Here is a 14,340-nt window from a genome sequence, read left to right on the forward strand (position 1 = left end):
CAGTGTCACTCATTCACCACCCGTGCGGGGGTTAACCACAGATAAAGCAGCGTGAGTACGCAGATAACTGCTCCGGTCCAGAACGTGCATTCCGCGCCCCACTGTTCCCAGATTACCCCGGCGCAGACGCTGGCGAGCAGTAACCCGACGCCGCTGACCATACTGAAAATACCGAACGCCGTGCCCCGCAAGTCCTGGGGCGCGGTTTTTGCGATCATCGCCGCCAGCAGCCCTTGCGTCATCCCCATATGCACGCCCCACAGCGCCACACCGATGATGATGCCAGCCCAGTGCGTGCTGACCGCCAGTATCACATCGGCAGCAATCAGCACCACCAGTCCGAGCTGCAGCAGCCGGGTGTGGCTCATCGCGTCAGAGAGTTTGCCGAACGGATAGGCAGAGAAGAAATAGAGCAGATTCATGGCGACCATCACCAGCGGGATCAGCGCCAGCGGAATGCCCGCCTGCTGGGCGCGCAGCACCAGAAACGCCTCGCTGAAGCGCGCAAGGGTAAACACCGCGCCAAGACCCATTACCCACCAACAGGATTTTCCTAACCGACGCAGGTTTTCGCGTTTGATGGGATTGCTGCGCTTGTGCGTCACTGGCGTTTTAGGCTCCTGGAGGCCAAAAAAGAGGAGTGCTACCGCCAGTACGCCGGGGATCACCGCCACCCAGAAGATGGTGCGGAAATCATTGTTCCACAGCAGCATCAACGCCACCGCCAGCAGCGGCCCCAGAAAAGCGCCAATAGTGTCCATAGACTGACGTAAACCATAGGCCGCGCCACGAATTTCTGGCGGCGTGACGTCGGCGACCAGCGCATCACGCGGCGCGCCACGGATCCCCTTTCCAACCCGGTCAATCAGCCGGGCGCTGAGGATCATCCCGGAAGTCGAGGCTATGGCGAACAGCGGCTTGCTCAGCGCGCCGAGGCCATAACCGAGCAACGCCAGCCCTTTTCGTTTTCCCAGATAATCGCTGATTGCCCCTGAAAAGACTTTAATGATCAGCGCGGTGGCTTCCGCCAGCCCTTCGATCAGACCAATCAGAATGACGCTGGCACCGAGCGTCGTCGCCATAAACAATGGCAGCAGGCTGTGGATAATTTCTGACGAGATATCCATCAACATGCTGACGCCTCCCACTACCCAGACACCCTTTGGAATACGGCTTAACGTTGAAAACCGGGAAAACATGTTGCAGCTCCAGCGACATGAAAACCCGCATTAAAGCCTGAAAGCGTGACAATTGTAAACGAGAATAAATGTCATTTGTTTTCTCTGACGCTGCCGCAAAACGGCGAAAAATGCCGACATCATCAATAAAGTGGCAAACCGTGGGCGTATAGTGGCAGAAAACGAAGCGCGAACGCGCATGACTCAGGACTGTCGTCACGATATGGAATTGCTGTTTTTTAAGCTGGTTGCCACACCGCTGTTATTACTTGCCGCCACCCTCGCCGGTCGTCGCTGGGGGGAAACGGTCGGCGGGCTTGTCGTTGGATTGCCGCTGACCTCCGGCCCCATCTCGCTATTTCTTGCCCTTGAACAGGGGCCAGAATTTGCCACTAACGCCACTTCCGGATCGTTGTGCGCCACGGCGGCACAGGCCTGTTTTGCCGTTGCCTGGTGCCGAAGCGCCAGCGCGGGCTGGGGAAAAGCCCTGCTTGCGGCCACTGTCGCCTTTGCGATTTCCGCCGGTCTCCTTGAACACAGTACGCTCTCACAGTCAGCGCTGTTTATCATCGATATTCTGGTCATGGCACTGGCGCTGATGTTCATTCCCAAAATCACGGTCAGAAGCAGCAAACTCAGGATCCCGCGCTGGGATCTGCCGGTCAGAATACTGCTGATCGCCGCGCTGGTGGTCGCTGTGACGCTGCTGGCACCGTTTGTCGGCGCGGGGGTGAGCGGAATCCTGGCGGCGTTCCCGTTAATGGCAACGATTCTGGCGGTGTTCGCCCAGCGCAATCACGGTCCGCATGCCGCGCAGCAAGTGATGCGCGGCATGGTGGGCGGTTCATTCAGCTTCGCGGTGTTTTTCTGGTCACTCAGTTTACTGCTTCCGCGCTTCAGCCTGCTGATGGCTTACTCCATTGCCGTCGCTCTCGCGCTGCTGGTGCAGTCTATTTCCGTAGTCCGCATGCAACGTCCCTCCGCCAACACGCTGACGCATTAGTTTCCGCAGGCGAAAAAAAACCGCCAGAGACTGGCGGCAAATGCTTGCATGGATAGATTCGTATTTTACTTTTAGCGTAAACCCACATTTCCTTGCAGCATCCACGCTATCAGCACTACGCTATCATGCGTATCTTCAATAGAGTCTAAACGACGGCAGTATTAGTCTTCACCGCTTAACCCCCGGTTTTTCAGCATCGGTTCGATCTGCGGATCGTGGCCGCGCCATTCACGGTACAGCGCTTCCAGGTCTTCGCTGTTGCCGCGCGAGAGGATCGCCTCGCGAAAACGCTGGCCGTTTTCCCGGCTCAGGCCGCCCTGCTCGACAAACCACTGATAACCGTCGTCCGCCAGCATCTGCGTCCACAGATAGGCATAGTAACCGGCCGCATAGCCACCGCCGAAAATATGCGCAAAATAGCTGCTGCGATAGCGCGGCGGCACCGCCTCCAGCAGCAGTTTTTCCGCCCGTAACGCCGCCTCTTCAAACTGCACCACGTCCGTCGGCAGCGCCTGGGTTTTCAGGCTGTGCCAGTGCATATCGAGCAGCGCGGCGGCCAACAGCTCGGTCATGTCATAACCCTTGTTGAAGGTCGCCGCGCGGAACACGCTGTCGCGCAGCGCATCCGGCATCGGTTCCCCGGTCTGGTAATGGCGAGCGTAATGGGCGAACACCTGCGGCTCGCTGGCCCAATGTTCGTTGATTTGCGACGGGAACTCGACAAAATCCCGCGGCGTGCGGGTGCCGGACAACCCCGGGTAACGCTGTTCGGCAAACAGCCCGTGCAGCGCATGACCAAACTCATGAAACAGCGTGATGACGTCATCCCAGGAGAGCAGCGCCGCGCATCCGGCGGCGGGTTTCTGATAGTTACAGACGTTGTAGATCACCGGACGCGCGTTGAGCAGCGTCGATTGCTGGACAAAATTATCCATCCATGCGCCGCCGGATTTCGAATCGCGGGCAAAGAAATCGCCGTAGAACAGCGCCAGCCCTTCGCCGTCAGCGTCGAAAATTTCCCACACACGAACGTCGGGGTGATACACCGGAATATCATGGCGTTCCACAAAACGCAGACCGAACAGTTGCGACGCCGCCCAGAACACGCCGTCATGCAGTACCCGGTTCAGTTCAAAATAGGGCTTGATTTGGTTTTCATCGAGCGCGTATTTCGCCCGACGCACCTGTTCGCTGTAGAACAACCAGTCCCAGGCCTGAACCGTAAAGTGACCCTGCTCGTTGTTGATCACCTTCTGGATATCCGCCTGCTCCGCCAGCGCCCGGTTGCGTGCGGCAGGGGCAATTTTGCGCATAAAATCCAGCGCCGCCTGTGGCGTTTTCGCCATCTGATCGGCAATGCTCCAGCTGGCGTAGTCATCAAAACCCAGCAGTTCTGCCTGACGGGCGCGAACGCCGACGATCTTCAGCACCAGCTCGCGCGTGTCGTTGGCATCCCCTTTCAGGTTCCGCAGCTTACCGGCATTGAACAGGTTTTCCCGCGTCTGCCGGTCGGTCAACGCCGCCAGCGCAGGTTGTTGCGTGGTATTCGTCAGCGTGAGCAGCCAGCGATCGTTCAGCCCTTTCGCCTCCGCTGCGGCTTTGGCGACCGTAATGTCATCGTCTGACAGACCGTCCAACTGATGCCGGTCATCGACCACCAGTCCGCCCGCTTTGACAGCGGCCAGCAGACGCTGGCTGAACTGGCTACTGAGTGNTTTGTGTATTAAGTGCTTTCAGCTCCTGCTTCTGCGCTGCCGGAAGCGTTGCCCCGGCCAGTAAAAACTGCTGTCTCACCACCTCGGTCAGGCGCAGCGATTCTGCATCCAGACCGAGCGCGTCCCGCTGCCGCCAGACCGTTTCGACCCGGCTGAACAGCGCCTCATTAAGGTAAATATCGTTCGCCAGCTCGGCCAGTTCCGCCGAAAACGCTTCGTCCAGCTGTTGGATTGTGTCGTTGGTATTGGCGGACGCCATGGCAAAAAAGACCTGCGTCACGCGGGACAGCATCGCGCCGCTCTTTTCCAGCGCCTCAAAGGTGTTGGCAAAGGTCGCAGGCTCCGGGTTGCTGGCAATCGCCGTAATCTCTGCCCGTTTGCGGCGTAAACCTTCATCAAAGGCCGGACGGTAGTGGCTGTCCTCGATACGGTCAAACGGTGGCGCCTGATACGGCAGCAGGCTGGCGTCGAAAAAGGGGTTATTTGCAGACATCATCTTCTCCCGGAATTTCAGTACATTGCCCAGAGTAGGCGTCACCCGCGAAAACCGCAATGCTTTCGCCTGCGGCATGCTTTTTCACCCGTGCCAGATCGTGCTATGGTAGTACGACATAAAAAGCGTTGAGGAACAGTGAGATGATTGTACTGGTAACCGGAGCAACGGCAGGTTTTGGTGAATGCATTACTCGTCGTTTTGTCGCTAACGGTCATAAAGTGATTGCCACCGGCCGTCGTCAGGAGCGTCTGCAGGAGCTGAAAGACGAGCTTGGCGATAACCTCCTGACCGCCCAACTGGACGTGCGCAACCGCGCCGCCATTGAAGAAATGATCGCCAACCTGCCCGCAGACTGGCGCGATATCGACGTACTGGTGAACAACGCCGGTCTGGCGCTCGGCATGGAGCCTGCGCATAAAGCCAGCGTTGAAGACTGGGAAACGATGATCGACACCAACAACAAAGGGCTGGTTTATATGACCCGCGCCGTGTTGCCGGGCATGGTGGCGCGTAATCGTGGTCACATCATTAACATCGGTTCGACAGCGGGTAGCTGGCCGTACGCGGGTGGTAACGTCTATGGCGCAACGAAAGCCTTCGTTCGCCAGTTCAGCCTGAATCTGCGTACTGACCTGCACGGCACCGCAATCCGCGTGACGGATGTTGAGCCAGGCCTGGTGGGCGGCACCGAATTCTCTAACGTGCGTTTCAAAGGCGACGACGCGAAAGCGGACAAAACCTACGAAAACACCACCGCGCTCTCCGCCGAAGACGTAACGGAAACCGTCTGGTGGGTGGCGACGCTGCCGAAACACGTCAACATCAACACGGTCGAAATGATGCCGGTCAGCCAGACCTATGCCGGGCTGAGCGTTCATCGTTCCTGACAAAACCCCTGCCCGGCGGTGCGCCGGGTATGGGCGTGATGATGAATTAAGCGTAAAATAGCGCTGTTATTTACCAGAAAGTAAGAGCCAATGGCCGTCGAAACGCAATTAAACCCAACACAGCCCGTCAACCAGCAAATCTACCGGATTTTGCGCAGGGATATCGTGCATTGTCTGATTCCGCCTGGAACGCCGCTGTCAGAAAAGGACGTCTCCGTGCGCTTTGATGTGTCGCGCCAGCCGGTGCGGGAAGCGTTTATCAAACTGGCGGAAAATGGCCTGATTCAGATCCGCCCCCAGCGAGGCAGCTACGTCAATAAAATTTCCCTCTCTCAGGTTCGCAACGGCTGTTTTGTCCGTCAGGCCATTGAGCGCGCCGTGGTGCGTCGCGCCGCGGGCATGATTGACGACGGCCAGTGCTATCAGCTGGAGAAAAACCTGCAGCAACAGCGCATCGCTATCGATCGCCACCAGATCAACGACTTTTTCCAGCTTGATGATGAATTTCATCAGACGCTGTCGTTAATTGCCGACTGTCAGCTGGCGTGGGATACCATCGAGAATATCAAAGCCACCATTGACCGGGTGCGCTATATGAGTCTGGACCACATCTCTTCACCGGAAATGTTGCTGCGCCAGCATCATGATATTTTCGCCGCGCTGGAAAAACGCGATGCCGACGGCGTTGAAAATGCGATGGCGTTGCATCTGCATGAAATCAGCGAATCGGTACTGTTGATTAAGCAGGAAAACAGCGACTGGTTTACCGAAGAGTAAAAAAAGAAAACCCCTCATTGAGGGGTTTTTTATGGCTGACGCTTAACGTGTTGCGTACTGCGCGACCGTGGCTTTCGCCCCTTTCTCCAGCAGGAGCAGATACGCGTCCGTGACGTTTTTGACGAACGTGCTTTCCAGCGGCAGTTCTTTGCCGAAGATAGCCTCAATGCCGAGCAGCGCCTGTACGCGCGCTTCCCCTTCCGGGCTCTGTTTCACCGTTTGCTGGATCACCGGCAACAGTGGGTCGCACACTTCAATGGCGTTCCCCTGCTCATCAACGCCGCCGACGTAACGCATCCAGCCCGCCACGCCGAGCGCCAGTAAATCAAAGCGGCTCTGGTGTGCGAGGTGCCAGCGGACGGAATCCAGCATGCGCTGCGGCAATTTCTGGCTGCCGTCCATCGCGATTTGCCAGGTACGGTGGCGCAGCGCCGGGTTGCTGTAGCGTTCGATCAGCAGATCCGCATAGTGCGCGAGATCCACGCCCTTCACTTTCAGCGTCGGCGCCTGCTCGTTCAGCATCAGGGCATGCGCGGCGCGACGGTAGTTGTCGTCTTCCATGCAATCATTGATGTGCTGATAACCTGCCAGATAACCCAGATACGCAAGGAATGAATGGCTGCCGTTCAGCATGCGCAGTTTCATCTCTTCGAACGGGATAACATCTTTCACCAGTTCGGCACCGGCCTTCTCCCATGCCGGGCGGCCGGCGACGAAATTGTCTTCAATCACCCACTGACGGAACGGCTCACAGGCGACGCCTGCCGGATCGCGAACACCGGTAATCTGTTCGATTTTATCCAGCGTGTCGGCGGGAACGGCCATGGTCGACGGGAAAGTGACATTAAGTTCGATCCACGCCGCCAGGTCGCTATCGACCGCACGCGCGTATGCGCAAACCACATTACGCATCACGTGACCGTTTTCCGGCATGTTGTCGCAGGACATCACGCTGAACGCGGGCAGATTTGCTGCTTTGCGACGCGCCAGCGCTTCCACCACCACGCCCGGTGCCGATTTCGGCTGATGTGGGTTTTGCAGATCGGCGGCAATTAATGGGTGATCGAGCATCAGTTCCCCGGTCGCCGGTGAGTGGCAGTACCCTTTTTCGGTAATGGTCAGCGACACAATCGCCACCTGCGGCTCGCACATCGCGGGCACGGTGTCAAGGCCATCAACCTGCGCATGCAGCGCCTGTTTGACCACACCCACGACGCGTGCGGTCCATGCATCGGCAGACATTTCCGCCACGGTGTAGAGCTTATCCTGATGATTGAGGTCGGCAATCTGCTGCTCGCCACCGATCAGGTTCACTTCGGTATAGCCCCAGTCGCTGCCATGTTCTGCTGCCAGAATATCGGCATAAACTGCCTGATGCGCGCGATGGAACGCGCCAAAACCCAGGTGCACAATACGCGGCACCAGTTTGTTGCGATCGTAGCCAGGAAGGGTTGCCNCCGTCAGTAACGTGTTTTGCATCTTTATACTCACAGTGTTGAATACGGGTTGCCATACTAGATTAACGTGTGTTTCCGCCCGTGTTTTGACTTACATTAACTAAATGGTAAGTGGTATAATATCATTTCAAAGTTGTGTGACACCCATGCCGTTGCGGGCGTGCGCTGCCTTCTCTGCCGCGTCCTCCGTCAGGCTTAAATCGCGGTCGCACACCTCTGGCATCAGAATGGCAGCCATCAGGCCAATCGCGGAATAGCCGATCAGCATGATGGCAATCGGCAGCCAGGAACCGGTCATATTGCAGAAGATCCCCGCCAGTACCGGCCCAAACCCGACGGCGATCAGTCCGCCCGCCTCTTTGGAGATCGCCATCCGCGTAAAGCGGTTCCGCGAGCCAAAGATTTCCGCCATGGTGATATTTTCGAGGGCAAAGACGCCCAGCACCGCGACGTTATGGATAACGATAATCGACGCCATGATGGTGCCCGGCGCGTAGCTCTTGTCGACGATGATCGCCAGCATCGGCCACGCCAGGATCATGGCGGAAATATTGACGATGATATAAGGCAGGCGACGGCCAAACGTGTCCGACAACCAGCCCAGCAGCGGAATGGTGATAAACCCAAGCACCGAGCTGAGCATCAGCGCATCCGTGGGAATTGCCTTATCAAACATCAATTGCTGGACGAGATATCCGGCAAGAAAGGTCTGAATAAGCCCCGAGTTCCCGGCCTGCCCGAAGCGTAAACCGGTCGCCAGCCAGAACGATTTGCTTTTGAACATTGCGCCCAGCGTGCTCTCCTGCGGTTCACGCTTGGCAGGTGTCATATTGTTTTCGCTGACTTTTTCAAACACCGGGCTCTCTTTAAGATTCAGCCGCAGCCAGATCGCGAAGATCATCACCACGACACTTGCGAGGAACGGTACGCGCCAGCCCCACGCCACCAGCGCTTCGCGGTCGAGCGCAAAAAACATGATTGCCCAGATGGCGGTGGCGCTCAGTGTTCCGCAGTTGGTGCCCATCGCCACCAGTGACGAAATGATCCCCCGCTTCCCTTTTGGCGTATACTCCGCCAGCATGGTGCCCGCACCGGAGATTTCCGCGCCCGCCCCGAGCCCCTGAATAATACGCAGCGTCATCAGCAGCACTGGCGCAAAAATCCCCACTTGAGCGTAGGTCGGCAGCACGCCAATCAGCGTGGTGCAGATCCCCATCATGGTGATGGTAATAAACAGCACTTTTTTACGACCAATGCGGTCGCCCATCTTCCCGAAGACAAACGCGCCAATAATGCGGGCGATATACCCCGCGCCATAGGTACCCATCGCCAGAATCAACGCCATGGCGGCGGACTGTTCAGGAAAGAATATTTCGTGAAACACCAGCGCCGCGCCGAGTGAATAGAGCTGGAAATCCATAAATTCCAGCGCGGTACCCAACCAGCCAGATACCGCCGCTTTGATCAGATCCTTCGTGCTTCTCTCATGTGTATTGTGCGTCATAGTCGCCATCTCTTTGGGTAAGATGCGTACAGCTCAACCGCATGGGTGGTGGTTATTTCGCAAAAGTCAGTAAAACTTTGCAGCAATGTCGTTGGTCTTGCTCAAACGTCTCAATCGCCTCGATAACCTGTGAGGCGTCATAGCGATGCGTGACCAGCTTGCCGGGATCGATAAGCCCCTGACGGAGCCAGTCAATCACCTGGGGGAACTTGTTCGCGTTCAGCCGTGAAGAGAAAATCGACAGCTCTTTGCCGGTGACTTGCTGTTGCACAATCGCCGTCGGCTCGCTGGAAAATCCCATAATGACTATCCGCGCAGCGGGCGATGCGATGCGGATCGCCTCCGGCAAAATGGTCGGGTGGCAGGCCGCATCGACAATCAGCGTCGGCTGGATACCCTTTTCCTCCAGCCAGGCCGGTAACGACTGCTGGCTGTTGTTGAAGATCTCGTCCGCGCCACAGCGTTGTGCCATCGCCAGTCGCTCACCGATACGGTCAACAGCGATCACCGTTCTGGCCTGATAAACGCTTTTCAGCACCTGCACCGTCGTCAGCCCCATCGGGCCTGCGCCGTACACCAGCGCCACGTCCTGCGTCGTCGGGTTAACCTGCCCGCAGACGTTGGCCGCAATGGTAAACGGCTCAATCATGACCGCATCGTCATCCGCAATCTCGGCCGGTATCGTCCAGGCGTTTTTCGCCGGCACCACCGCGAACTCGCTGAAGCCGCCGTCGCGATGTACGCCAAGAACAACCAGTGACGTACAGACATTCGGTTTGCCAACGGAACAGGGATAGCAGTGGCCGCAGCTGATCACCGGATCAACCGACACCCGTTCGCCGATCCGCGGCTCGCTCACCCCGTCGCCGACGGCATCGATCACGCCGAAAAACTCATGTCCGATGGTGCGCGGATATTTCGCAAACGGGTTGTGACCGCGATAAATATGACTGTCTGAGCCGCAAATCCCGGCCAGTTTCACCCTGACCCTGACTTCTCCCGTGCCGGGTTCCGGCAGCGGGCGTTCGGCGATATCCAGTTGGTTCGGTTGCTGAATGACGATGCTTTTCACTCTTCTCTCCTTTTTCAGATAAGCGTTGATGCCTGCTTAACCTCAGAGCCTGCTTTTTGTGCGTCGCTGCACCACAGGGTGTCGTAGTTGTAGCCGGTTAAATCCTCAACGATGTGGCGTGTCTCGGCAGTGACATCCGATTTCAGACCGTGGGCCTTCAGACGTTCCACTTCATCAACAAAAATCTTGTGGGTGCGTTTGTTCAGGTGGAACGTCAGCGCCTGCCACAGAGCAATCAGCAACAGACCCGCCGTCCCGATAAACAGCAGCATGGCGATGGTGTTGATGGCTTCCTGCGGCTGTACCTGGCTGCTTTTGACAAAGCCACCGCTTTGCAACAGCAGGCCGACAACGAACGTGGCGATAGCGACGGTGGTTTTCCGTGAGAAAGTCATCACCGCTGCAAACAGCCCTTCACGGCGTTGACGGGTGATCATTTCGTCAATATCAGGAATGAACGGGAAAACGTTCCACGGGGTAAATTCCAGCACGCAACGCCCGACCTGATAAACCCCGGCGAGGATCACCAGCAGTACGACTTTGTTGTCTGTCGGGAACTGGTATACCAGGAAGAACCCGCCCAGGCACAGCATCATCAGGCTGTAGGCAAAGATGTAGAGCCGTGACGGACCGTATTTGATAATGGCGACCCCGGCGGCGAGCGTGACCGGCAACCCGACAATACTCATCGACAACAGCGTACCGGCCAGCGACGAAGAGACGTTCAGGCAGTAGACGCAGAAGAAGACGAAGACGGTGTTATAAACATCTTTTGCGGTGAATGAGAACAGGTAGATAGCCAGATGTTTCCTGAACGCTCTGACTTTCAGCGTTGAAGCATACTCTTTAAACAGCCCGCCAAACGCCGCCAGCTTTTCGCTCATCGTGCGACGGGTACGCGTAGTTTCCAGTTCCGCTTTCATTTCCGGCGTTAATTCGCGTTCCCATGTCACTTTCCAGGACACCAGCACGCAGAGCATGAACAGAACCGCAAACACGATGCCGTTAATCAGATAGGCGTTGGCGTTGTGCTCGCCAAAGTAGCTGATCAGCAGACCCGGAATAAAGGTCGCCAGAAAAGTCCCCGACGCGGAAAGGAACATGCGGCAGGTGGAAAGTTTGGTCCGCGAGTTGAAATCACGGGTCATTTCAGACGGCAGTGTTTCCCACGGGATCAGCACCATCGCGGCGATAATTTCAAACGCCAGATAGACCGCGAGGTAGAAGGCGTAGTTCATCCCCTCCACCCACAGCAAGGCGTAGACCAGCATCAATGGCGCGCCGATCAGCAGGAAGAAACGACGGCGGCCAAATTTTTTACCCAGATAATTTTTATAGAAATGGTCGGTAAAGCTGCCCATAAACAGGCTGACGATCGCATCCACAATACGTGCAATCGCCACAATGGACGCCGCTTCGACCGGCGAAAGACCGACAAAGGTCGTGTAAAAATATAACAGCCAGGCGCCAATAACCGTAAATGCGCCACCACCCATAATATCTGTCAGACCATAACCAATACTGACCGGAATGGTGATTTTTTTGTTTGTGCGGGACATAGTTGTTCTACCCCATCGGATAATGCGTTAAAAGTTAAAATAGTGACTGGCGTTATCGTGACAAATATTTTTAATCATCCGGGTTAATATCGCCCGGTCGTCAGGAATTTCACCATGGGCGACCCAGCCACCAATCAGGTTGCATAATATTCTGCGGAAATAGTCATGACGGGTGTAGGAAATAAGACTCCGGGAATCCGTCAGCATTCCGATAAAATTCATCAGCAATCCCTGGTCGGCAAGGGTATTTAACTGGTTCTCCATTCCACGACGCGTATCGTTAAACCACCATCCCGATCCAAATTGAATGGGTGATTTCACGCCCTCTTCCGCTGACTGAAAATTCGCGATGGTCGAGGCAACCACATCGTTATAGCTGGCGTTTAAGTTATAAAGAATGGTCTTTGGTAACTCGTTACGTTTCGCCAGTGCATCCAGAAATTGATTCAGATTCGCGGCCAGATCCGTTTGATCATTAATCGAGTCGAATCCACTATTAATACCGACAGCCTGTAGCATCCTGCTGTTATTATTACGGATGGCGCCAAAATGAATTTGCATTGCCCACTTACGTGCTTTGTAGTGACGCGCGAGCATCAGGAACAGCGCGCTGGTTAATACCTCCTGTTCCGTCGAAGAGAGCGCTTCGCCTGCCCGCTTGCGGGCAAACAGACGTTCCGCCTCACCCGGTGCGGCGTCGCGAAAACCGATGGCCAGCGGGCCGTGGTCGGAAATGCGGCAGCCGGAGTCATGAAACCAGTCGATACGCTGCTCAATTGCCTGGCTGAAATCCGTCAGTGAAACGATCGCCTGCCCGGTCATGGCGCTTAATTTTTCAATAAACTGACCAAACCGCTGCGGATCGTTTTCAAATACATCATCGGGTCGGAATGTCGGCAGGACTTTTACCGGGAACGAATCATCATCACGAAGTAAACGATGATATTCCAGCGAATCCAGCGGTGAATCGGTGGTACAAATGACTTCGACATTCGAGCGGATAATTAACCCACGCGGTGTAAAATCAGCGCCGGATAACTGGCGATTACAGCGTGTCATGATCTCGCGCCAGTTATTCCGGTTCAGCGTCTCGTCAATGCCGAAATAAAATTTCAGTTCCAGATGCGTCCAGTGATAAAGCGGATTACCGAAACAGGCATCCACTGTTTCCGCCCACGCACGAAATTTGTCTTCCGCGCTGGCGTCGCCAGTAATGAAATCTTCGCTGATCCCATTGGCGCGCATTGCACGCCATTTATAATGATCCCCGGCCAGCCAGAGCCGGGTAATATGATCAAAGGTTTTATTTTCGTAAATCTCTTTCGCATCCAGGTGACAATGAAAATCGATAATCGGCAGCGTTCGCGCGATATCGCAATACAATTTCACCCCTGGCGTGTTGTTAATCATAAAGCTGTCGTTAATAAAGCTCATGATCGTCTCCGTAGTGAATACGCGTTACCAGTTCCACAACGTGCCGTCTTCAAGACGGGCAACGGGCAGACAGGCGGGTTCATAGGGGTATTTCGCTGCGAGCTTTTCATCGAACTCAATGCCGATGCCTGGCTTTTCACCCGGATGCATATAGCCGTTATCGAAGGTCCAGCTGTGCGGGAACACTTCCATCATTTGCGCGGAATAGCCCATGTATTCCTGGACGCCAAAGTTCGGTACCCACAGGTCGAAATGCAGCGCGGCGGCCATGCAAACCGGCGACAGATCGGACGGACCGTGCGCGCCGGTACGTACCTGGTACAGCGAGGCAAAATCAGCGATGCGACGCATGCCGGTGATCCCGCCCGCATGGGTCAACGTTGTGCGGATGTAATCGATCAGCTGTTCTTCTATCAGCTGTTTGCAATCCCAGATGCTGTTGAACACTTCCCCGACGGCAATCGGTGTGACGGTGTGCTGGCGAATCAGACGGAAGCTTTCCTGGTTTTCTGCTGGCGTCGGATCTTCCATCCAGAACAGGCGGTAATCTTCAATACTCTTACCGAAACGCGCCGCTTCAATCGGCGTCAGGCGGTGATGCATGTCGTGGAGCAGGTGCTCATGGAAGCCAAATTTTTCACGCACGGCGTCGAACAGTTTCGGCGTGAAATCGAGGTATTTTTCCGTCGACCACAGCTGTTCGTCCGGCCAGTCGCCTTTGGTGGCCGGTTCGTAAGCCAGCCCTTTCCCCTTCGCCATGCCGTAAGTGGTTTTCATGCCCGGAATACCGCACTGTACGCGGATGGCTTTAAACCCCATCTCCTTATGGCGCGCGTAATCCTCCAGCACCTCGTCGATGGTATGACCGGTGGTGTGGCAGTAAACCATCACGCCTTCGCGCGAGGCGCCACCCAGCAGCTGGTAAAGCGGCATGTTGGCGGCTTTTGCTTTGATGTCCCAGAGCGCCATATCGATCGCCGAAATGGCTGACATGGTGACCGGCCCGCGACGCCAGTACGCGCCTTTATAGAAGAACTGCCAGATATCTTCGATGCGCTGTGCGTCACGGCCAATCAGCTGCGGGCAGAGGTGATCTTTAAGATAAGAGGCGACCGACAGCTCGCGCCCGTTCAGCGTGGCATCACCCAGCCCGACAATGCCATCCTCGGTGGTGATCTTTAACGTGACAAAGTTGCGTCCTGGACAGGTGACAAAAACATCAGCACCAACGATTTTCATTTTTTCGATCCTTACATCT

At 55.9% G+C, this 14,340-nt stretch carries 10 protein-coding genes and 1 pseudogene; 3 read left to right on the top strand and 8 right to left on the bottom strand.

What is annotated here, in order from left to right; all coding sequences use genetic code 11:
- Nucleotides 1-5: 5 nt before the first annotated feature.
- The gene (locus tag GM30_RS07005; RefSeq protein WP_049848027.1) at nt 6-1,199 is read right to left on the bottom strand and encodes an MFS transporter; all 1,194 of its coding nucleotides are present in this window, start codon (nt 1,197-1,199) and stop codon (nt 6-8) included.
- Nucleotides 1,200-1,350: 151 nt separating this feature from the next.
- Between GM30_RS07005 and GM30_RS07010 the strand changes: the two genes are divergently transcribed.
- Entirely contained in the window at nt 1,351-2,181 is an 831-nt protein-coding gene (locus GM30_RS07010; protein WP_238582617.1) for a hypothetical protein, read from the top strand.
- 161 nt (nt 2,182-2,342) lie between these two features.
- Here GM30_RS07010 and dcp read toward each other — a convergent pair.
- Nucleotides 2,343-4,389: pseudogene (gene dcp, locus GM30_RS07015) on the bottom strand (peptidyl-dipeptidase Dcp).
- A gap of 143 nt (nt 4,390-4,532) precedes the next feature.
- On the opposite strand from dcp, the gene ydfG reads away from it, so the two are divergent.
- Together ydfG and GM30_RS07025 are read left to right on the top strand one after the other, a co-directional pair.
- The gene (gene ydfG, locus GM30_RS07020) at nt 4,533-5,279 is read left to right on the top strand and encodes a bifunctional NADP-dependent 3-hydroxy acid dehydrogenase/3-hydroxypropionate dehydrogenase YdfG (protein ID WP_049848029.1); all 747 of its coding nucleotides are present in this window, start codon (nt 4,533-4,535) and stop codon (nt 5,277-5,279) included.
- Between the two features lie 90 nt (nt 5,280-5,369).
- On the top strand, nt 5,370-6,056 hold the full coding sequence (locus GM30_RS07025) for a GntR family transcriptional regulator (RefSeq protein WP_049848030.1): 687 nt from the start codon (nt 5,370-5,372) through the stop codon (nt 6,054-6,056).
- Between the two features lie 42 nt (nt 6,057-6,098).
- Here GM30_RS07025 and GM30_RS07030 read toward each other — a convergent pair whose 3' ends face one another.
- The 6 genes from GM30_RS07030 to manD all read right to left on the bottom strand — a co-directional run bounded on the left by GM30_RS07030 (nt 6,099) and on the right by manD (nt 14,321).
- Nucleotides 6,099-7,535 carry a mannitol dehydrogenase family protein gene (locus tag GM30_RS07030; protein ID WP_049848031.1) on the bottom strand — a complete coding sequence of 479 codons (1,437 nt, stop codon included), beginning with the start codon at nt 7,533-7,535 and terminating at the stop codon, nt 6,099-6,101.
- Between the two features lie 105 nt (nt 7,536-7,640).
- Entirely contained in the window at nt 7,641-9,017 is a 1,377-nt protein-coding gene (locus GM30_RS07035; RefSeq protein WP_049848032.1) for an MFS transporter, read from the bottom strand.
- A 52-nt stretch (nt 9,018-9,069) separates the two neighbouring features.
- Nucleotides 9,070-10,089, bottom strand: coding sequence for a Zn-dependent oxidoreductase (locus GM30_RS07040; RefSeq protein WP_049848033.1), 1,020 nt, complete (start codon nt 10,087-10,089; stop codon nt 9,070-9,072).
- Nucleotides 10,090-10,103: 14 nt separating this feature from the next.
- A complete protein-coding gene (locus GM30_RS07045; protein WP_049848034.1) occupies nt 10,104-11,648 on the bottom strand; it encodes an MFS transporter in 1,545 nt (514 codons plus the stop codon).
- 27 nt (nt 11,649-11,675) lie between these two features.
- A complete protein-coding gene (gene uxaC / locus GM30_RS07050; RefSeq protein WP_049848035.1) occupies nt 11,676-13,082 on the bottom strand; it encodes a glucuronate isomerase in 1,407 nt (468 codons plus the stop codon).
- Nucleotides 13,083-13,106: 24 nt separating this feature from the next.
- Complete coding sequence (manD, locus tag GM30_RS07055) at nt 13,107-14,321, bottom strand: D-mannonate dehydratase ManD (protein WP_049848036.1); 1,215 nt, start codon at nt 14,319-14,321, stop codon at nt 13,107-13,109.
- Nucleotides 14,322-14,340 lie beyond the last annotated feature (19 nt).

Origin of the sequence: Trabulsiella odontotermitis, from assembly GCF_001188485.1 — a bacterium.
Classification (GTDB): Bacteria; Pseudomonadota; Gammaproteobacteria; order Enterobacterales; family Enterobacteriaceae; genus Trabulsiella; species Trabulsiella odontotermitis_A.

Excerpts from the sequence above, each read along its gene's own strand:
- manD (WP_049848036.1), bottom strand. The coding sequence starts at position 14,321 with ATGAAAATCGTTGGTGCTGATGTTTTTGTCACCTGTCCAGGACGCAAC.
- GM30_RS07035 (WP_049848032.1), bottom strand. The coding sequence starts at position 9,017 with ATGACGCACAATACACATGAGAGAAGCACGAAGGATCTGATCAAAGCG.
- ydfG (WP_049848029.1), top strand. The coding sequence starts at position 4,533 with ATGATTGTACTGGTAACCGGAGCAACGGCAGGTTTTGGTGAATGCATT.
- GM30_RS07025 (WP_049848030.1), top strand. The coding sequence starts at position 5,370 with ATGGCCGTCGAAACGCAATTAAACCCAACACAGCCCGTCAACCAGCAA.
- GM30_RS07005 (WP_049848027.1), bottom strand. The coding sequence starts at position 1,199 with ATGTTTTCCCGGTTTTCAACGTTAAGCCGTATTCCAAAGGGTGTCTGG.
- GM30_RS07045 (WP_049848034.1), bottom strand. The coding sequence starts at position 11,648 with ATGTCCCGCACAAACAAAAAAATCACCATTCCGGTCAGTATTGGTTAT.
- uxaC (WP_049848035.1), bottom strand. The coding sequence starts at position 13,082 with ATGAGCTTTATTAACGACAGCTTTATGATTAACAACACGCCAGGGGTG.